Origin of the sequence: Rhizobium sp. NLR10b, assembly GCF_019685435.1 — a bacterium.
Classification (GTDB): Bacteria; Pseudomonadota; Alphaproteobacteria; order Rhizobiales; family Rhizobiaceae; genus Rhizobium.
The window spans coordinates 188,749-208,164 of the sequence record NZ_JABDWV010000012.1 but is presented as its reverse complement, the minus strand read 5'-3'; the positions used below and the strand labels follow the sequence as shown (position 1 = coordinate 208,164).

At 61.6% G+C, this 19,416-nt stretch carries 17 protein-coding genes and 3 pseudogenes; 9 read left to right on the top strand and 11 right to left on the bottom strand.

Features of this window, described 5'->3' with window-relative positions; translation table 11 throughout:
- Positions 1–91: 91 nt before the first annotated feature.
- Positions 92–508 (top strand): organic hydroperoxide resistance protein, encoded by a 417-nt coding sequence (locus tag HJB91_RS20785; RefSeq protein WP_221147586.1) that lies wholly within the window; start codon positions 92–94, stop codon positions 506–508.
- Positions 509–739: 231 nt separating this feature from the next.
- Positions 740–1,375, top strand: a complete 636-nt coding sequence (gene maiA / locus HJB91_RS20780) for a maleylacetoacetate isomerase (protein ID WP_221155825.1) — start codon at positions 740–742, stop codon at positions 1,373–1,375.
- Between the two features lie 144 nt (positions 1,376–1,519).
- Here maiA and HJB91_RS20775 read toward each other — a convergent pair.
- Positions 1,520–1,873 (bottom strand): annotated as a pseudogene (locus HJB91_RS20775) (aldo/keto reductase); the annotation flags it as partial.
- Positions 1,860–2,283: pseudogene (locus HJB91_RS20770) on the bottom strand (cupin domain-containing protein). The pseudogenes HJB91_RS20770 and HJB91_RS20775, both read right to left, overlap by 14 nt.
- Before the next feature lie 147 nt (positions 2,284–2,430).
- On the opposite strand from HJB91_RS20770, the pseudogene HJB91_RS20765 reads away from it, so the two are divergent.
- The 3 genes and pseudogenes from HJB91_RS20765 to HJB91_RS20755 all read left to right on the top strand — a co-directional run bounded on the left by HJB91_RS20765 (position 2,431) and on the right by HJB91_RS20755 (position 7,127).
- Positions 2,431–3,325: pseudogene (locus HJB91_RS20765) on the top strand (LysR family transcriptional regulator).
- 150 nt (positions 3,326–3,475) lie between these two features.
- On the top strand, positions 3,476–4,987 hold the full coding sequence (locus tag HJB91_RS20760) for an ATPase domain-containing protein (RefSeq protein WP_221155824.1): 1,512 nt from the start codon (positions 3,476–3,478) through the stop codon (positions 4,985–4,987).
- Entirely contained in the window at positions 4,962–7,127 is a 2,166-nt protein-coding gene (locus HJB91_RS20755) for a hybrid sensor histidine kinase/response regulator (protein WP_221155838.1), read from the top strand. The genes HJB91_RS20760 and HJB91_RS20755 overlap by 26 nt, the downstream gene beginning before the upstream one ends.
- Here the strand turns inward: HJB91_RS20755 and mobB are convergent.
- From mobB to HJB91_RS20740, 3 genes are read right to left on the bottom strand one after another with little or no spacing between them, the layout of a single operon-like run.
- The gene (mobB, locus tag HJB91_RS20750; protein WP_221155823.1) at positions 7,059–7,580 is read right to left on the bottom strand and encodes a molybdopterin-guanine dinucleotide biosynthesis protein B; all 522 of its coding nucleotides are present in this window, start codon (positions 7,578–7,580) and stop codon (positions 7,059–7,061) included. The genes HJB91_RS20755 and mobB overlap by 69 nt on opposite strands.
- A complete protein-coding gene (mobA, locus tag HJB91_RS20745) occupies positions 7,577–8,206 on the bottom strand; it encodes a molybdenum cofactor guanylyltransferase MobA (protein WP_210631047.1) in 630 nt (209 codons plus the stop codon). The genes mobB and mobA overlap by 4 nt, the downstream gene beginning before the upstream one ends.
- 9 nt (positions 8,207–8,215) lie before the next feature.
- Positions 8,216–9,124 (bottom strand): DMT family transporter, encoded by a 909-nt coding sequence (locus HJB91_RS20740; protein WP_210631048.1) that lies wholly within the window; start codon positions 9,122–9,124, stop codon positions 8,216–8,218.
- Between the two features lie 316 nt (positions 9,125–9,440).
- Between HJB91_RS20740 and HJB91_RS20735 the strand changes: the two genes are divergently transcribed.
- Positions 9,441–10,208, top strand: a complete 768-nt coding sequence (locus HJB91_RS20735; protein ID WP_210631049.1) for an SDR family oxidoreductase — start codon at positions 9,441–9,443, stop codon at positions 10,206–10,208.
- Positions 10,209–10,496: 288 nt separating this feature from the next.
- Here the strand turns inward: HJB91_RS20735 and HJB91_RS20730 are convergent, their stop codons facing one another.
- From HJB91_RS20730 to HJB91_RS20705, 6 genes are all read right to left on the bottom strand, one after another.
- The gene (locus HJB91_RS20730) at positions 10,497–11,279 is read right to left on the bottom strand and encodes a glucose 1-dehydrogenase (protein ID WP_221155822.1); all 783 of its coding nucleotides are present in this window, start codon (positions 11,277–11,279) and stop codon (positions 10,497–10,499) included.
- Positions 11,266–11,430 (bottom strand): hypothetical protein, encoded by a 165-nt coding sequence (locus HJB91_RS20725; RefSeq protein WP_210631720.1) that lies wholly within the window; start codon positions 11,428–11,430, stop codon positions 11,266–11,268. Before HJB91_RS20725 ends, HJB91_RS20730 begins: the two co-directional genes overlap by 14 nt.
- Positions 11,431–11,456: 26 nt before the next feature.
- Positions 11,457–12,245 carry an SDR family oxidoreductase gene (locus HJB91_RS20720; RefSeq protein WP_221123390.1) on the bottom strand — a complete coding sequence of 263 codons (789 nt, stop codon included), beginning with the start codon at positions 12,243–12,245 and terminating at the stop codon, positions 11,457–11,459.
- Between the two features lie 124 nt (positions 12,246–12,369).
- Positions 12,370–13,848 carry a sugar ABC transporter ATP-binding protein gene (locus tag HJB91_RS20715; RefSeq protein ID WP_210631052.1) on the bottom strand — a complete coding sequence of 493 codons (1,479 nt, stop codon included), beginning with the start codon at positions 13,846–13,848 and terminating at the stop codon, positions 12,370–12,372.
- A 26-nt stretch (positions 13,849–13,874) separates the two neighbouring features.
- Positions 13,875–14,804, bottom strand: a complete 930-nt coding sequence (locus HJB91_RS20710) for a sugar ABC transporter substrate-binding protein (RefSeq protein WP_003540275.1) — start codon at positions 14,802–14,804, stop codon at positions 13,875–13,877.
- A 116-nt stretch (positions 14,805–14,920) separates the two neighbouring features.
- Complete coding sequence (locus HJB91_RS20705) at positions 14,921–15,901, bottom strand: ABC transporter permease (RefSeq protein WP_221155821.1); 981 nt, start codon at positions 15,899–15,901, stop codon at positions 14,921–14,923.
- A 213-nt stretch (positions 15,902–16,114) separates the two neighbouring features.
- Here HJB91_RS20705 and HJB91_RS20700 point away from each other — a divergent pair, with 213 nt between their 5' ends.
- From HJB91_RS20700 to HJB91_RS20690, 3 genes are all read left to right on the top strand, one after another.
- Positions 16,115–16,924: a transketolase gene (locus HJB91_RS20700; RefSeq protein WP_221155820.1), complete on the top strand. Its 810-nt coding sequence runs from the start codon at positions 16,115–16,117 to the stop codon at positions 16,922–16,924.
- The gene (locus tag HJB91_RS20695; RefSeq protein ID WP_221155819.1) at positions 16,924–17,880 is read left to right on the top strand and encodes a transketolase family protein; all 957 of its coding nucleotides are present in this window, start codon (positions 16,924–16,926) and stop codon (positions 17,878–17,880) included. The genes HJB91_RS20700 and HJB91_RS20695 overlap by 1 nt, the downstream gene beginning before the upstream one ends.
- Positions 17,881–17,946: 66 nt before the next feature.
- On the top strand, positions 17,947–19,413 hold the full coding sequence (locus HJB91_RS20690) for an FGGY family carbohydrate kinase (RefSeq protein ID WP_210631055.1): 1,467 nt from the start codon (positions 17,947–17,949) through the stop codon (positions 19,411–19,413).
- Positions 19,414–19,416: the final 3 nt, after the last annotated feature.

Below are 19,416 nucleotides of genomic sequence, written 5' to 3'. Positions count from 1 at the left end.
ATGCCTGATATATCGATCCATCAAACCAACTCCGTCAACCCGGCCGCAGTAGCGGCCAGTCGCATGAAGCGACGCAACAAGGAGTGTTTCCATGACCAAGATCGACAAGGTTCTTTATACCGGCAGAACCCGCACCACCGGCGGGCGCGACGGCGCTTCGCAGAGCGATGACGGAGAGCTGGACATCAGGCTCTCGCCTCCCGGCAGCGCCCAGCCCGGCACCAATCCCGAACAGCTTTTCGCAGCCGGCTGGTCGGCCTGCTTCATCGGCGCGATCGGCATTGCCGCCGGCAAGTTGAAGGTCAAGGTGCCGGCAGAGACCGCCGTCAATGCCGAGGTCGATCTCGGCACAACCGATGGCGACTATTTCCTGCAGGCCCGCCTTAAGGTCAGCCTGCCTGGCATCGAAGCGGATGCCGCAAAGGCGCTCGTCGATGAGGCGCACCGGACCTGCCCCTATTCGAAGGCGACACGCGGCAATATCCAAGTCGAATTGAGCATTGCCTGACGGGCAGGAGCCGAAAGCACAAAGGGCGAGGCCAGTCGGGGCCTCGCCGACGGAGGATAAAATGAGATTGATGATCATCTGCGTGCTGGGGGCGGCAGTGTTTGCCGCACCCTGCATCTACGACATAAGCTCGCAGGAGCCTTCGCCGCTTGCAGGCCTGGTGAAAGCGGCATCGGCAGCTTCCGCGGCGCAAGGGCGGCCATTCATCCGAGGCCATGAGGGAGAAAGACAATGAAGCTCTATCAGAACGAAATCTCCTCGGCGACGTCGCGCGTCAGGATCGCGCTCGGCCTGAAGGGGCTGACGGCCGAGGCGTTGCCGGTCACCATTCTTGGCGAGGAGGCCGAGAGCCGGCAGGCCGGATACCGCAAGATCAATCCGCAGGGGCTGGTGCCGGCCTTGCTGACGGATAGCGGCATCCTCATCACCCAATCGCTGGCGATCATCGAGTATCTCGAGGAAATCGAGGCTGAGCCGCCGCTGTTGCCTGACACGGCGGAGGATAGGGCGCTGGCCCGCTCGATTGCACTTGCCATCGCAGCCGAGATCCATGCGCTGCTGCCGCCGCGGATCGGCCTGCATCTCAAAAGCACCTTCAACGCCGATGCCGATGCGGTCGCCGCATGGAGCCGTCACTGGGTCGGTGAGGGAATGTCGGCTGTGGAAACGATGATTGCCGGCCGCAGGCAAGGCGCCTTCGCCGTCGGCGACCGGCCAAGCATTGCCGATATCTTCCTTTTTCCGCAAGCGGTTAGCGCCCGGCGCATGGGATTCGATCTCGCCCGGTGGCCCAATATCTCGGCGATTGTCGCCAAGCTGGAGGCGATCCCGGCTTTCCAGGAGAACGCGCCGGCGCCGCGACGGTGATGCGGTCAATCAAGAAGCGGCCGTCAAAGAAGGTGGTCGTTTTTCTTTTGAGCGGTTGACCCTTGCCTGCAGATGCGCGGGATACCGGTCACCTTCCACCTTGATGGTGGCGAGCGCGCTTTCGATATCGGCGAGATCCTCGGCGATGACATCGGTCTTCAGGCGCTTCAGCGCCTGATCGGTAACCGCGCGGATCTGTTCCGGCCGGCTGTTCATCCCACCCTGGCCGCCATTGGCATCGAAGTCGAAGCCGAATTTCGTGGCGATCACCACCTCGCTGCGGAAGAGAGCAAGCGCCTCTCCTAAAGCTCTTCGTGGCTATAGGGTCCCTAGGCCTCGGCAGTATCGAAGAAGGTCACGCCGCGTTCGAACGCCTTCCGGATCAGCGCGACCGCTTCCTGAATGTCTTTCCCCGGGCCATAAATACTTCAGCCCCATGCAGCAGAGACCGATCCCCGAGACTTCGAGACCGCTCCTTCCAAGTTCACGCTTCTCCATAGCCGTTTGCCTTCCAAGCCTGATACTCACTGTCGGTGACATGCTCCATCCAGTCGACGACCTTGCCATCGAGCTGTTCCTGGATGGCGATATGGGTCATTGCCGTCGTCGGCGATGCGCCATGCCAATGGCGTTCACCGGGGGAGAACCAGACGACGTCGCCAACGCCGATCTCCTCGATTGGCCCTTCCTTCGCGCTGCACGCGGCCGCAGCCGGATGTGACGATCAGCGTCTGACCGAGAGGATGGGTGTGCCAGGCGGTCCGCGCGCCGGGCTCGAAAGTGACACTGGCGCCAGCCGCGCGTGCCGGGTGGGTCAGCTGAAAGAGAGGATCGAGGCGCACCGTGCCGGTGAACCAGTCCGCCGGTCCCTTGGCTGAAGGCTGCGAGCCGCTTCGCTTGATTTCCATCATCGTCCTTTCCTGTGTCTGAGCTTGTGGAACGGTTCGTCCACCCCGTGGCGCATGTCTTCGTCCTGCGATGACCGATATTTAGCGCGTGCCTTTGGTGGCGATTAGATGGTAGTCATGGCAAGGACCTATGAGAAAGTTTCATGAATGCCGCGTCCTGCCGTCAATGATCTGATCGTCTTCCTTGCCGTTGCCCGCGCACAGAGTTTCACGAAGGCGGCGGCGAGGCTGGGTGTGTCGCAGTCGGCGCTCAGCCATACTATCCGGGGGCTTGAGGAGCGGCTTGGTTTGCGATTGCTGACACGTACGACGCGCAGCGTCTCGCCGACGGAGGCCGGTGAAAGGCTGCTTCTCACCATTGGTCCGCGGCTCGACGAGATCGAGTTCGAGCTTGCCGCCCTGAGCGCATTTCGGGAGAAGCCGGCCGGCAGTATCCGCATCAACGCCGGCGAACATGCGGCGGATGCCATCCTCTGGCCCGCCCCTGGAAAGGCTCCTACCTGATTATCCCGATATCAATGTCGAGATCATCGTCGATTACGGCCTGACCGACATTGTCGCGGAACGCTACGATGCGGGCGTGCGGTTGGGGGAGCAGGTGGCGAAAGACATGATTGCAGTGCGCATCGGTCCGGACATGCGCATGGCCGTGGTTGGTGCCCCCGCCTATTTCGAAGGGCGCCCAAAACCGCTGACGCCGCAGAATCTTACCGAGCACAATTGCATCAATCTCCGCCTGCCGACCTATGGCAGTGTTTATGGATGGGAATTCGAGCGGGCCGGGCACGAGTTGAAGGTTCGCGTCGAGGGACAATTGACCTTCAACAATATCGCGCTCAGGCTGAATGCGACGCTCGCCGGGCTAGGGCTGGCATATCTGCCGGAGGACGCCGTGCAGGCGCATCTAACGAATGGGCGGCTGGTGCGCGTGCTCGAAGACTGGTGTCCGCCGTTTCCCGGTTACCATCTCTATTATCCAGGCCGCCGGCACGCCTCGGCGGCTTTCGCTCTCATCGTCGATACGCTTCGCTATCGAGGATAGTTGGCGGATTCGGGTCCCCAACAAGCGGTTGTCCATGCTTGCTGTAACACTATGAGAGGCGTTTTGCCGGGGGTGAAAACCTGCAGTGCCGGCGATTTGACATTCCATCACTCCCCACTAATTCACACTTGAAAATGAAGGAAACAATGAATGAATACTGCGCTGCCTGCCGCGAAAGCCCGGACCGGAGTGTCCGGTTTGGATACAATTCTGGCGGGAGGGCTTTCGGCGGGCCATGTGTTCCTCCTCGAGGGAAATCCGGGAGCAGGCAAGACCACCATTGCGCTGCAGTTTCTGATCGAAGGCGCACGGCTTGGCGAACAGGGGCTCTACATCACCCTTTCCGAAACCGAGAGCGAATTACGGGCGGGTGCGGCGTCGCATGGCATGGTGATCGACGGCAATATCGAGGTCTTCGAAGTCGTGCCTCCAGAAAGCCTGCTGGACTCCGACCAGCAGCAGAGCCTGCTTTATTCGTCGGATCTCGAACTGGGCGAGACGACGAAGGAAATCTTCGCGGCTTTCGAGCGGGTAAAGCCACAGCGCGTCGTGCTCGACAGCCTGTCGGAAATCAGGCTGCTTGCGCAAAGCTCGCTCCGCTATCGCCGGCAGATCCTGGCGCTCAAACATTATTTTGCCCGGCAGGGAGCGACCGTCCTATTGCTCGACGACCTAACGTCCGACGTACTCGACAAGACGGTGCACAGCGTCGTGCACGGTGTCATCCATCTCGAGGAACTTGCGCCGAGCTACGGCTCCGAACGCCGCCGTCTGAGGGTCGTTAAATATCGTGGACAGGCCTTCCGAGGCGGTTATCACGATTTCATCATCCAGACCGGCGGCGTCATGGTGTTTCCGCGCCTGGTCGCCGCCGAACACAAATCGACTTACCTCCGCGATCGGATTTCCTGCAATATCCCGAAACTGGACCTTCTTTTAGGAGGCGGCCTGGAGCGAGGTTCCAGTACCCTCATCCTCGGTCCTGCCGGCACAGGAAAAAGCACTTTTTCGTTTCAGTTCCTGGCGGCAGCGGTTGCGCGCGGCGAGAAAGCGGCGGCCTTCATTTTCGACGAGGAGCTCAGTCTGCTCTTTGCCCGGCTGAAGGCATTTGGAATGGATCTCGAAGCGATGAGGGACGCGGGCCAGGTCCATATTGAACAGCTCGATGCCGCCGAACTGTCGCCGGGCGAATTCGCCCACCGCGTGCGGGACTGCGTCGACAAGTCGGATGCGAAAACTGTCATCATCGACAGCATTAACGGTTATCAGGCTTCGATGCCGGATGAGAATTCACTGATCCTTCACATGCATGAATTGCTGCAGTATTTGAACAGGCAAGGCGCCAACACCTTCCTCACCGTTGCCCAGCACGGGCTGGTCGGTGACATGAAGGCACCTGTCGACGTTACCTATCTCGCCGATACCGTCATTCTGCTGCGTTATTTCGAGGCTGCCGGAAAGGTGCGCCGCGCCGTCTCCGTGATCAAGAAGAGGACCGGCTTTCATGAGGATACCATCCGGGAGTATCGCATCGACAGTTCCGGCCTGACGTTCGGAGATCCTCTCGTCGAGTTCCAAGGCGTCCTTCGTGGCGTTCCCGAATTCATCGGAACGTCGGCGCCGCTCCTGTCGACCGATGGCGGGGATGGCGGCGATTCCTAATTCCGGCAAACCGAAAGCATTGATCTACACGCCCGCCGGCCGTGATGCCTGGGTGGCGGTTTCGCTGGTCGACGAGGCCGGACTGGCCTCGATCGCCGCCGCCGACCTTTCCATGTTTGCGTCGTCGCTCAGCGATGACATCGCGCTTGGTGTCCTGACGGAAGAGGCCGTTCGCTCGGGCGACCTCAAGCCGATCGCCGCCTGGGTTTCGGCCCAGCCGAGCTGGTCGGACCTGCCGTTCATCGTGCTCACCACCCGCGGCGGGGGGCCTGAGCGAAATCCATCCGCTGCCAGGCTTTCCGAGGTTCTCGGCAACGTCACCTTCCTGGAGCGGCCGTTCCATGCGACTTCCTTCATCAGCATCGCCCGTACCGCGTTGAAGGGGCGCCTGCGCCAATATGAGGCGCGCGCACGGCTCGAGGCTCTGAGCGAAAGTGAGCGGCGATTGCAGACGGCGCTCGCCGCCGGCCGTCTCGGGGCGTGGGAGCTCGAACTATCGTCGATGGCATTGTCCGTCTCGGCGACGTGCAAAGCCATCTTCGGCCGAGAGCCGGATGAGGAGGTGACGTACGACGAGCTGATTGCAAGCATTCATCCCGGCGACAGGGATCTCGTGCAGGCGCGCCTGCGCCAGACGATAGACACCGGACGCGACTATTCGATCGCGCACCGGACGATCTGGCCGGATGGATCGCTGCATTGGACCGAGGTTCACGCGCAGCTCTATGCAGGCAAATATGGCTCCGCCAGGAAACTCGTAGGCGTCTGCTCCGATACCACCGCCCGCAAGGCGGCCGAGGAGAATCTGAGACGTCTCAACGAAAACCTCGAAGAACGCGTCAGGGAGCGGACCAGAGAGGTCAACGCCGCCCACCAGACACTGCTCGAAGAAGTCGCCCAGCGCGAGAGAGCCGAGGAGCAGCTTCGCCAATCCCAGAAAATGGAAGCGATCGGCCAGCTCACTGGTGGCGTCGCGCATGATTTCAACAATCTGCTGATGGTAGTTCTCGGAAATCTGGAGCTGCTCGGCAAGCACGTTGCGGGAGATGCCAAGGCCACACGTCTGGTGGAGGGTGCGCTCCAGGGTGCACGTCGGGGAGCGGCGCTGACGCAGCGCCTGCTGGCTTTCGCCAGGCAGCAGGATCTGCAGGTCAGGCCCGTCGATCTGGCCGAGCTCGTCTCCGGGATGAACGACTTGCTACGGCGCTCGGTCGGACCTTCGGTCAGCATCGAGACCCTCCTGCCGAATGGGCTGCCGCCGGCGCTTGTTGACGCGAACCAACTCGAACTGGCGCTGCTCAACCTTGCGGTCAATGCCCGCGATGCGATGCCGGAGGGGGGAAGGCTGTCCATCTCGCTGCGCGAGGAAGAGGTCGTCGGCAATGGCGCCGATCTCGGCGAGGGGGCCTACCTCGTCTTGGCGGTGGCCGACAGCGGCACCGGCATGGACGCGGAGACGCTGAAGAAGGCCGTCGATCCGTTCTTCTCGACCAAGGAACTCGGAAAGGGCACGGGTCTGGGTCTATCGATGATCCACGGACTTGCCGTTCAGCTCAATGGCGCACTCCTTCTGAAAAGCGAGCTTGGGGTGGGAACGACCGCCGAGTTGTGGCTTCCGGCGACCGAACGGCGCCCCGTGCTGCTGGCCGAGGCGGAGCTCTCCGTCCCGCAGGCCGCGTCCAGACTGAAGATCCTTCTGGTCGATGATGATGCCTTGATCGCCATGAGTTCGGTCGACATGCTCGAAGATCTCGGCCACGAGGTCATCGAGGCAAATTCCGGCTCGCAGGCGCTTGATCTGATCAGGAGCGGCCAGCCTTTCGATCTGATGATCACCGATTATTCGATGCCCGGTATGACCGGCGCACAGCTCGCTGAAGCCGCGCGGGACATCCTGCCAGCGCTGCCAATCGTGCTGGCAACTGGCTATGCCGATCTACCCGCCGGCACCGACATCGATCTTCCGAGATTGGGAAAGCCCTATAATCAGGCGCAGCTTGCCAAGGAAATCAGCAAGGCGGTGACAGGCGAAGCGGCGCCGGGTCTCAGATGTGGCAGCGGCGCCGGTGCTTCAGGACCTCGCCCGGCCAAGGCCGACGACCGCTGCGATGAAATCGGCGATGGCGCCCGTATCGTCTAGATCGAAGACGGGCAGGGCCGTATCCCCGACGGCATGATCGGCGGCGATGGCGCAGATATTGGGATCGCTCGGCGCCAACGCTTCACGATTGGCGGCCTCCAGGCGGCGAGCCTCGATCTTCGGGATCGGCTCGCGCTTGTAGCCTTCGATCAGCACGAGATCGCAGGGGGCGAGACGCGCGAGAATCTCCTCGAACGCGGGTTCGGGCGCGCCGCGCAGCTCATGCATGATGGCATAACGCGTGCCGGAGACGATGGTGACCTCGTGGGCGCCGGCCTGGCGGTGGCGGTAGCTGTCGGCTCCGACTTTGTCGATGTCGAAATCATGATGCGCATGCTTGATCGTCGAGATCCGGTAGCCGCGGCGGGTGAACTCCGTCACCAGCCGGACGGCAAGCCCTGTCTTGCCCGAGTTCTTCCAGCCGGCAATGCCGAAGATTTTCGGTGCGGTCATGTGCGCAGGGCCTCCAGCCAGCGTTGCGCCTCGATGAGATCGTCAGGCGTGTTGATGTTGAAGAAGGGGTCGAGCAGGCTGGCGCGGGTCGGATGCAGCGGAAAGTCCACTTCCGTAACGTCATGCCGCAACAGGAAGTCGCGCACGCGGCGTTTCTCGTCGGTAGCGATCCAGGCTTCCAGATCGGCTGCCAGTGTCACCGGCCAGAGACCGAAGACGGGATGATTGCGGCCCTCGGAGGCGGCAATGGCGATCTGCGACGGCCGCGCCAGGGCTGCGGCCAGGCGGGCGACGAGATCGGTGGGAAAGAACGGGCAATCCACCGAGACGGTGACGACATGGGTAATCGCGGGAAGGCCGGCGCCGTAGACCATGGCCGCGTGGATGCCGGCCATCGGCCCGGCCTTGCCAGGAATGCGGTCGGGAACCACCGGCACGTCCTCGGCGACTGCGTCGGCGTTAACGGCAACGGAGATGACCTGCTGCGAGAGACGGAGCAGTACATGGCGAAGCAGGCTCTCGGTTCCGAGCATCACCTCCGCCTTGTCGCGACCCATGCGTTGCGAGCGGCCGCCGGCCAGCACGACGCCTGCTATATCGGATCTGTCGAGCGGGAATTCAGTCATCATCCTGCCTCAAACCGGTGAGCGCGGCGCCGATTCCTGCGCGATCGGAGGCACGCGGCGCTTGGCTTCACGATAGAACGTATAGAGGCCGGAAGCGATGACGATTGCGGCACCGAGGAGCGTCCAGTTGTCAGGTACTTCGGCGAAGAAGAAAAAGCCGAGCAGCGAGGAGAAGATCAGGCTGGTATAGCGGAAGGGCGCGACGAAGGAAATTTCCCCGGTGCGCATGGCGAGGATCACCGACTGGTAACCGACGAGCACCAGCACCGAGGCAAGCAGGAGATGTCCAAGGGAGGTCGCGCTGACCGACTGCCAACTGCCAAGCACGGGAATGAGAAGCGCGCCGAAAAAGGAGATGGAGGTCGCGGTGATGACGGTGATCATCAGCGAGGGAATCTTCGGATCGATGGAGCGGGTAGCGAGATCGCGGCCGGCCGTCGTCAGTACCGCGCCGACGCAGAGCAGGGCGGCAGCGGTGAATCCTTCCGGTCCGGGGCGGATGATGATCATGACGCCGACAAGACCGACTGTTATCGCCGACCAGCGCCGCCAGCCGACGGGCTCGCGGAAGAAGAGCGCCGCACCGAAGGTGACGACCAGCGGCAGCGATTGCAGGATCGCCGAGGCATTGGCGATCGGCATCATGCCGAGTGCGGTGATATAGGTGACGGCGGACAACATCTCACAGATGATGCGCAGGATGATAACCGGCTGCAGCACGACACGCCAGGAGCGCAGAGCGCCCATTTTCCTGGCGATCAGATAGACGAGCAGGCTGGTGAAGAGGCCGCGCAGGAACATGATCTCGCCGGCATTCATATAGGCGACCACCGATTTGGAGAGGGCATCGCTCGCGGAAAAGCCGGCCATCGCCATGCTCATATAAATGGCGCCCTCAGTATTGCGTGACCGCGGCATGAAGAGATTCCCTTACCTGTGCGCCCTTTCTTAGTCGGGAAGATACATGAAGGGAATCGGATGAATGTCACACCTGGGATAAATCGATGGTGCGCTGCACAAAGCTGCTGACGTAACGGCAGGCGCTTATGTGGAAACTACAGCAAGCGGCGGTTTTGTCTGGTGAAACCGGCATGTCGGATGCGGCGATCCCGACGAAACTGATCTGACCGAGACGATATGCCATCGGGGCCTTTGTTGTTGCGCGCAGGAACCGGGTGGCTGCAGCGCCGAATGTCTGAGATCTGGGATGCCTCAACAATCGAGGAGAACCGACATGACACTTCTGAACGGAAAAACCGCAATCGTCACCGGCGCAAGCTCGGGCATCGGCCGCGCGGCTGCCAAGGTCTTTGCACGGGAAGGTGCGAAGCTGGTGATCAACGGCCGGCGGCAGGATGCACTCGACGCCGTTGTCGCCGAAATCGAAGCGGAGGGTGGAGAAGCCGTCGCCGTTGCCGGCGATGTCAGGGACGAGGTGCTGCAGGCAAGGCTTACCGACATGGCGGTCTCGCGCTTCGGCGGGCTCGACATCGCCTTCAACAATGCCGGCGGTCTCGGCGAGATGGGGCCGGTTGCCGGATTGTCGCTGGAGGGCTGGCGCGAGACGATCGAGACCAATCTCACCGCCGCTTTCCTCGGCGCGAAGCACCAGTCGGCGGCGATGGGTGAGGGTGGCGGTTCGTTGATCTTCACCTCCACCTTCGTCGGCCACACTGCCGGCATGCCCGGCATGGCCGCCTATGCGGCGAGCAAGGCGGGGCTGATCGGCCTCGTGCAGGTGCTCGCCGCCGAACTCGGGCAGCAGAATATCCGCGTCAATGCCCTCCTTCCCGGCGGCACCGATACGCCCGCCAGCATCACCAATGCACCGGATGCAACGCCTGATCTGCTCGCCTTCGTCGAAGGATTGCATGCGCTGAAGCGCATGGCGCAGCCTGAAGAGATCGCCAATGCGGCGTTGTTCCTGGCGTCGGATCTGTCGAGCTTCGTGACGGGGACGGCGATGCTGGCGGATGGTGGGGTTTCGATCAGCCGGACGTAGGATGGGTGAGGGGGCATTTTGCCCAGGCAATGAAAGATGTGCCATGTGCCGTGCGCCCCCTCATCTGCCTGCCGGCATCTTCTCCCCGCTGGGGAGAAGCGGAATCGCGGCGGCGCCTCGCTCCATTTGAGACGTCGCGATAGGTGTGGCCACCGTGTGTTGCTCCCCCTTCGCCCCAGCGGAGAGAAGATGCCCGTAGGGCGGATGAGGGGGGTGAGGAGCGTCAGCGACGACGCCTTGAGCGGGAAGCCAAAGGCAGTGGCTGCTTCAATGCCGCCCCAAGGCCACCTAAGACATAATCAACCCGCCGTCGACATTGATCGTCTGGCCGGTGATGTAGGCGGCGTCGTCGCTGGCGAGGAAAGTGACCAGGCCGGCGACGTCCTCGCCGGAGCCGGCGCGTTTCATCGGGATGCCTTCGACCCATTCCTTCATCAGTTCGCCGGGGGCATAGTTGCCGAGCAGTTTGCCCCAAGCCTGGTCGTTATAGGCCCACATATCGGTTTCAATGATGCCGGGGCAGAAGGCGTTGACGGTGATGTTTTCGGTCGCGACTTCCTTGGCCAGGCTCTGGGTGATGCCGACGACGCCCATTTTCGAGGCGGCGTAATGCGGGGTGTAGATGAAGCCGTCGCGGGCCTGGCCGGAGGCGGTGTTGATAATGCGGCCGCCGCGCTTTTGCTTGCGCATTCTTGCAATGGCCTCCTGGGCGCAGAGGAAGACGCCCTTGGTGTTGACGGCCATGACCTTGTCCCACTCATTTTCGGTCAGGTCCTCGACACGGGCGATGGTGATGACGCCGGCATTCTGGATCGAGACGTCGAGAGTGCCGAATTCCTTTTCGGCCGCATCGTAGAGCGCTACGACGCTCGCCTTGTCGGTGACATCGCCCACGAAAGAGATCGCCTTACCGCCTTCGGTTCTGATGTGCTCGGCGACACCGTGGACCAGATCTTCATTGGCCGAGACGACGAGATTGGCGCCTTCGCGCGCAAAGCGCCTGGCGATCGCGGCGCCGATACCGCGGCTGCCCCCGGTAATGACGACAGTCTTTTGCTCAAAGCGTTTCATGGCTTTCCTCGCATCCTTCAATAGACGGCAAATGGGCGCGGCAGCGGCTGTCCGGCGTGAAGGGCGGGCAGACGACGATATCGCACGTCATCATGCCCGTTAGTCCCTTCAGCGCCTCGATCTCAGCCAGGGAGGGAGCGAGACCGTTCATATTCCAACTGCCGGCTTCTGATCGCATCACCAGCAGCAGAAACCGCCGTCGACGAGAAGATCGACGCCGGTTACAAAACTTGCTGCATTCGACAGCAGGAACACCGCCGGACCCACCATCTCGTCGACCGTTGCCATGCGCTGCATTGGCGTCTGCTCTTCGAAGAGCTTGGTCTGGTGGACCATTTCCGGACGGGTGTTCATCGGCGTTGCCGTGTATCCGGGGGAGATTGTGTTGACGCGAATGCCGCGGTCGACCCATTCCATCGCCAGGGATTTCGACATGTGGATGACGCCCGCCTTGGAGGCGTTGTAATGCGCCTGGCTCAGGCCGCGGTTGACGATCACACCGGACATGGAGGCGATGTTGACGATGGAGCCGCGTCCATTCTTCAACATGGCACGGGCCTCGGCCTGGCAGGACAGGAATATGCCCTTGAGGTTGATATCCATCAGCGTCTGATATTGATCTTCCTCCATCTCTTCCGCCGGGTTGGCGTTGGCGATGCCGGCAGCATTGACGGCAAGCGTCAGAGCGCCGAGATCGGCTTCGGTGCGTGCGACCGAATCTGCAAGGGAGGATTTGTTGGTAACGTCAGCCGCGATCTGGATCGAGCGGCAGCCGGCAGCGCGGATATGTTCAGCCGTCCTGGCCAGTCCGTCATCGGTCCGGCGGTCCAGCAGAGCCACGTCGGCGCCGCATTGCGCAAGGCCGATAGCAATTCGCTGCCCAATGCCGCTCCCGGCGCCGGTAACGATGGCAACCTGACCGCTGAGATCGAAAAGCTTAGGGGCGTTCAGAGTGATGTCGGACACCGCTCTTCCTTTCTCTGTCTGTTCAGAGCATTTCCGTTTTTCTTCGAATCTCGAAAAAGCTCTATCTCTTTTTTTTCACACAGTTCCTAACGCAAAACCGCTGCACACTTTTGCTGGAATTGCTTTAGATGGTAGCCAGTTCCATGACCGAAACGTCATTGGCCTGGTCACGATTGAGGATCCCCGCCTGCTTGCCTTGTGCAAGCACGAGAATGCGATTGGAGACGCCGAGAACTTCCTCGAGGTCCGAGCTTACGACGATGACCGCCACGCCCTGTTTGGCAAGATTGACGATGATGTCGTAAATGCCGGCGCGAGCGCCGACATCGATGCCTCTGGTCGGTTCGTCAAGCACGACGACCTTGGGATCGCGCATGAGCCACTTGGCGATCACGACCTTCTGTTGGTTGCCGCCTGAAAGGTCCGAGGCGTATTGCTCGGCACGGCCCTTGACGCCGAACTTGGCCACCGCCTTTTCCGCAAAGGAGCGCTTGAGGCGCGGTGTGATCCAGCCACCGCCCAGCTTGTCGAGATTGGCGTAGATAATGTTCTCGCTGATCCGGTGCCCGACAATCAGGCCTTGCTCCTTGCGGTCTTCCGGAACCATCACGATTCCCTTGGCGATCGCGTCCGCCGGGTCGCGCAGCCTGAGTTCCTCGCCTTCCAGCTTGATCGAACCGGCACTGATCGGATCGGCGCCCGAAATTGCGCGCACCAGTTCGGTGCGGCCGGCGCCGACCAAGCCGGCGATGCCGAGAATTTCACCGGCCCGCACCTCGAAGGTGACGTTACGGAAGGAGTCGTCCGGCGAGCTCAACCCGGAGACTTGAAGCACCGGACGATCTGTCGGAACGGGCAGGGTGGGGAACAAGCGGTCGAGCGGGCGTCCGACCATGCTCTCAACGATCGTTCGCACCGGGGTCGCGCTGTCGGAGAATTCCTGCACGCGCTCGCCGTCACGAAGAACGACGATGCGGTCGGTGATCTGCTTGATCTCTTCCATGCGGTGGGAAATATAGACGATGCCGACGCCTTCCGAGCGAAGCTTGCGAACCTGTTCGAACAGAGCTTCCGTCTCTGCGCCGCCAAGGGCGGCTGTCGGCTCATCGAGGATCAGCAGCTTTGCGTTGAGAGCCAGCGCCTTGGCGATCTCGATAAGTTGCTGATTTGCGGTGGAGAGGCCGGCGACCGTCCGCGTCGCGGGTATGTGAAGGTTCAAGCGGGCGAGCTGGTCTTGGGCCCGGCGAACCATCTGGGCACGGTCGACGGCGCCGTTCTTCATCGGCCAGCGTCCGATGAAGACGTTTTCTGCGATCGACAGCTGCGGCAGAAGCTGCAGCTCCTGGTGGATCAGGACAACGCCCTTGTCGATCGCTTCCCTCGGGGTGGCCGGGGCATAAGGTTGCCCCAGCCATGTCATCGATCCTTCGGAGGGCGTGCGGGATCCGGCAATGATGCCCGACAGCGTCGACTTGCCCGCTCCGTTTTCACCGAGAAGTGCAACCACTTCGCCCGGATAGACGTCCAAGCTGACATCCTTCAGAACTTGGAGCGGCCCATACCACTTGGATATGCCCCTCAGGGAAAGAACGGGATCAGTCACGGCACACCTCCTCAAGACCTACTTTATCAGGGATGGTTGGCGATGAAGCCTGCCACGTTTTCCTTGGTTGTCAGCGTGGCATCCAGGAGCTGGACCGGCGGCACCTTTTCTCCGGCGACAAGCTTGGCGGCATTTTCAACCGCATCGCGGCCCATCTTCTGCGTCTGCTGCGTCGCAGTCACGTTGAAGACACCTTTGCTGAGGGCTTCGAGCGCTGCGGTGTCGCCATCGAAGCCGCCGACCACGATCTTCTGCGACGGATTGGCGACCTTGATCGCCTGGGCGGCGCCAAGGGCGAGACCGTCAGCCTGTGCGAACACGATCGAAACGTCCGGATTTGCCTGCAGCATATTCTGCATGATCTGGAAGCCTTCGTCCTGGCTCCAGATGTTGGAGAACTGCTCGGCGACGACCTTGACATCAGGATATGCCTTCAGGGATTCAGCGCAGCCCTTCGAGCGATCAACTTCCGGCGTCGTGCCCTTCTGGCCATGGATGATGACCATCTTACCCTTGCCGCCGGCTTCCTTCAGAATGTAGTCGCAGACGGCCTTGGCAGAGGCGACGGAGTCCGTCGCAAGGAATGTATCGCCCGGTGCTCCCTCGGCGTTGCGGTCAACGTTTACGACCGGGATGCCGGCGCTCTTTGCGAGCTTGACCGGAACGGTCGCAGCCGCCGCACCGGCCGGAATGTAGATCAGAGCGTCGATTTTCTGGGTCAGAAGATCCTGGATCTGGTTGACCTGTGTCGGCCCGTCGCCCTTTGCGTCGACCGTGATGACTTCGATGCCGCGCTTCTTGGCTTCGGCCTCGACCGATTGCTTGATCTGGTTGAAGAAGTTTGCCTGAAGGTTGGCAACGGCGAGGCCGAGCTTCTTCAGTTCCGCCGCGTGTACGGGGCCAAGCATGAGGCCGAGCAGTGCAGCAGACGCGAGCATGGTGCGCGCTATTTTCATTGTATTTCCTCCGTTGTTTGATGGAACCCTCGGGTATGTCCTCCCCCTCGGGGTATTGATCCGTCCCGAAGCCCGGGGCGGAATTCCGGGTCCGCCAACGCGGCGGACCCCGCTCGTCAGGCGCGACGCCGCCGAATGGTCTCCGCGCCGACCGCAAGCACGATGACGATTCCGATGATCACTTGCTGAAGAAACGGTGAGACGTTGAGAAGGTTGAGACCGTTGCGCAGGACACCGATGATCAGAACGCCGATCAGCGTTCCGCCGATGCCGCCGGCGCCGCCGGAGAGCGAAGTGCCGCCAATGACGACCGCAGCGATGGTGTCCAGCTCATAGCCCAGACCACTGGACGGCTGGACGGAATCCAGCCGGGCGGCGAGCACGACGCCGGCAAGCCCCGCAAGGACCGCACTCATGACATAGACGCCGATCGTCACCAGCGGAACGTTGATGCCGGCGAGGCGCGCGACTTCGGCGTTGCCGCCCACCGCATAGAGCATCCGGCCTTCGGACCGAAAGTGCAGGAAAAGCCAGGCCGCAAGAACCACCGCCAGCATCAGAAAGACCGTGGCTGTCATGACGCCGAAATGGCGATCGATCGCCAGCATCATGAACCAGTCGGGGAAGCCGACGATCTGCTGGCCATCGGTGATCATGTTTGCAACGCCGCGGGCGGCCGACATCATTGCCAGAGTGGCGATAAAGGCCGGAACCCTGAATTGCGTCACCAGCAGTCCGACGATCAGGCCCGATACCGCCGAGGCGATCAGCGCAAAGGCGATCCCGACCGGCAGCGGCAGGCCGGCGACGTTGGCAGTCCAGCCCATGACCATCATCGCCAAAGCGAGTGCCGAGCCGACGGAGAGATCGATGCCGCCGATCAGGATGACGAAGGTCATTCCGACCGCCATGATGCCGAGAACGGTGATCTGGTCGAGGATGTTGAGGCCGTTTCGAAGCGAAAGAAACGTGTCTGTGCTGACGCTCAGAAAGACGCACAGCACGAGCAGCCCGACGAGTGGGCCGGTCGCTCCCTTGAGCTTGCTCAACCACGCACCGGACGAAAGCCTGTGTTCATTGATATCGAGCGCCACCATTGCTCCTCCCTCTGCGTAGGCCTGTATCCGATATTTGTTCAGGCTAGAATAATTATTCACTCCTGCTGGAAAATTCATTAACAACTTGCTTTCCAGCTGTCAACAGGATTTCGTCGGGTGGATGTCTGTGGTACTTGGTACAAGGGGGGTTGACTAATCAGAGTCTTGTGCAAAAATATTGACTAGTGAATATTTATGCACGCGAGGAAATCGATGGATACGACAGAACTTGAGCGCATCGCCCGCGAGATCCGATTGCGCGATCTTCAGGCGGTCTTTGAAGCGGGCGCCGGCCATATTGGCGGGGAAATGTCAGTGATCGACATATTGACGGCGCTCTATTTTCGTGTGCTGAAAGTCTGGCCAGATCAGCCGAGACATCCCGACCGCGACAGGTTCGTTCTCTCAAAGGGACATACGGCATGCGCCCTCTATGTGACACTCGCAAAACGCGGTTTCATCCCGGAGGAGGAGATTTCCACCTTCCTGCAGCCGCATTCGAGGCTGAACGGACATCCGAACTGCAACAAGGTTCCGGGCGTCGAAACGAATACCGGCCCGCTCGGCCACGGTCTCCCGGTCGCAGTCGGAATGGCGAAAGCGGCCAAGCTCTCGGGTGCGAAATTTCACACCTACGTTGTCACCGGTGACGGCGAGATGCAGGAAGGCTCCAACTGGGAAGCGATCATGGCGGCAGCCCAGTTCAAGCTCGACAACTTGACGCTGGTCATCGACCACAACAGGTTCCAGCAGGGCGCGGCGCTGGCCGAAACCAACGATCTCGCGCCGCTTCGTCCGAAGCTTGAAGCCTTCGATTGGGAAGTCACCGAGATCAACGGCAACACGATGAGCGAAATCGTTCCTGCTCTCGAACACCGGGGGGCGAGACCGCATTGTATTGTCGCCCGTACCAACAAGGGCCATGGAATCTCGTTCATGCAGGACCGGGTTGACTGGCACCACAAGGTGCCGAGCAAAGAACAATACGAAATCGCATTGGCAGAATTGTCGGAGGCACTGTAATGAACGCGACAATCAACCCTCCCAAGCTCTATGATTGCCGCGACGCATTCGCCGCCACGCTTGAGCGGCTGGCCGCTGAAAACGAAACGATCGTTGCCGTCTGCAACGACTCTGTCGGTTCGTCCAAGCTCGGCGGCTTCAAGTCCAAATTTCCCGAACGCCTCGTCAATGTCGGCATCGCAGAGCAGAATATGGTCGGCGTCGGCGCAGGGCTCGCCAATGGCGGACGGCTTCCGTTCGTCTGCGCCGCCGCTCCATTTCTCACCGGGCGGTCGCTCGAGCAGATCAAGGCCGACATTTCCTACTCGAACGCCAACGTCAAGCTGGTCGGCATCTCCTCCGGCATGGCCTATGGCGAGCTCGGCCCGACCCATCACTCGATCGAAGATTTCGCCTGGACACGGGTCCTGCCCAATCTTCCGGTCATTGCGCCTTGTGACCGCATCGAAACCGCTGCTGCCGTTGCCTGGGCCGCGACCTATGACGGGCCTTGTTTCCTGCGTCTGTCACGGGTCGGCGTGCCCGACCTGCTTCCGGAAGGCCATAAGTTCGAACTTGGCAAGGCAAATCTCCTTCGCCAGGGTTCCAACGTCACCCTGATCGCCAACGGCACTTTGACCCATCGCATTCTCAAGGCGGCCGAAATCCTCGCTGAGCGCGGCATCAATGCCAGAGTACTCAACCTTGCAACGGTTCGTCCCATCGACGAGGAGGCTATCATCACTGCTGCCAGGGAGACCGGGGCGATCGTCACAGCCGAAGAGCATTCGATCTTTGGCGGGCTCGGCTCCGCCGTCGCCGAAGTGGTGGTCGACAATGCGCCGGTGCCGATGAAGCGTCTCGGCGTTCCCGGCGTCTACGCCCCGACCGGATCGGCAGAATTCCTGCTCGACGAATTCGGGATGGCGCCTTTCGCAATCGCCGACGCCGCGCAAGCGCTGATCAAGCGCAAGTAATAGGATCCAGCGACCGGCCGAAACGTTTTTGCCGTTTCGGCCGTGACTTGATCCGGGGAGGATAGAATGCGGGCAATTCTGGCAATCGACCAGGGCACGACCAATTCGAAGGCGGTTCTGGTTTCCGAGAACGGAGAAATCGTCGGCAGAGGTTCGGCGCCGGTCGGCATCTCCTATCCGAAGCCGGGCTGGGTCGAACAAGACCCACGCCGGCTCTACGCCTCGGTCTGCGAGGCGGTCGACGCCTGCCTGACGGCCGGTCGCGATGTGACGATCGAGGCCGTGGCCGTTTCCAACCAGCGCGAGTCCGTCACTGCCTGGGACGCCGATACTGGAGAGGCTCTTGGGCCGGTGGTCAGCTGGCAGTGCCGCCGAACGGCGCAGGATTGCGAACGTCTGATTGCCGAAGGCCAGCTTGACCGGGTGCAGGCGCTCACCGGCCTGCCATTGGATGCGATGTTCCCAGGTTCGAAATTCCGCTGGCTGCTCGACCGGGTTCCGGCTGGGCGATCGGTGCGGCTGGGAACGATCGACAGCTGGCTCGTCCACTGCCTGACGGGCGGGCGCCGGCATGCCTGCGACGCGTCGAATGCCGCCAGGAGCCAGTTGTTCGATCTGAAGGAGCAGAGATGGAGCGAGGAACTCGGCGAGATTTTCGGCGTCGATATCGCGCTGCTGCCCGAGGTGCTCGACAGCTCGGCCGATTTCGGCAGAACGCAAGGGTTGCCGGGTGTGCCGGACGGCACCCCCATCATGGCCGCGATCGGAGACAGCCACGCCGCCCTGTTCGGTCATGGGGCATTCAAGCCGGGCGACGGCAAGGTGACCTTCGGGACCGGCTCGTCGGTCATGACGACGCTTCCGCACTTCATTCCCCCGCGTAACGGCGTGACAACAACCGTCGCGTGGCGTATCGGGGGGAGGCCGACTTTCGCCTTCGAAGGCAATATTCTCGTTTGTGCCGCCAGTCTTCCCTGGATGGCCGATATTCTCGGCCTTGCGGATGTGGCGGCGCTCGTCGAACTTGCAGCGAGCGCCGAGCCGGGCGGGCCTGGCTTCGTGCCGGCATTCGTGGGACTGGGGGCGCCTTACTGGAATGCCGACGCCCGAGCCCTGTTCTCCCAGATCAACTTCAATACGACACGCGCGCAAATGGCCCGGTCGGTGACCGACTCCATCGCCCTGCAGGTGCATGACGTGATCGCGGCCATGCGGACGCAGAGCGGCGGCGCGCTTGGCGCGCTCTATGTGGATGGCGGCCCGAGCCGGAACCGCTTCCTGATGCAGTGCGTCGCCAACCTTATCGAACATCCGGTGATCCAATGCGAGGCACCCGAGGCGTCGGCGTTGGGCGCGGCCTATTTGGCGGGGCTGTCACTCGGTCTGTGGGGCGATCTTCAGATTGTCGCGGAGCTGCCGCGAAACACCGAGATTATCGAGCCGCAATCCCTCGATCGGGCGGGACTTCTCGATCGCTGGAATGATGCGCTCGTCCGCTCGACGTTCCGCGAAACAAAGGCTAAAGGTGAATAAAAA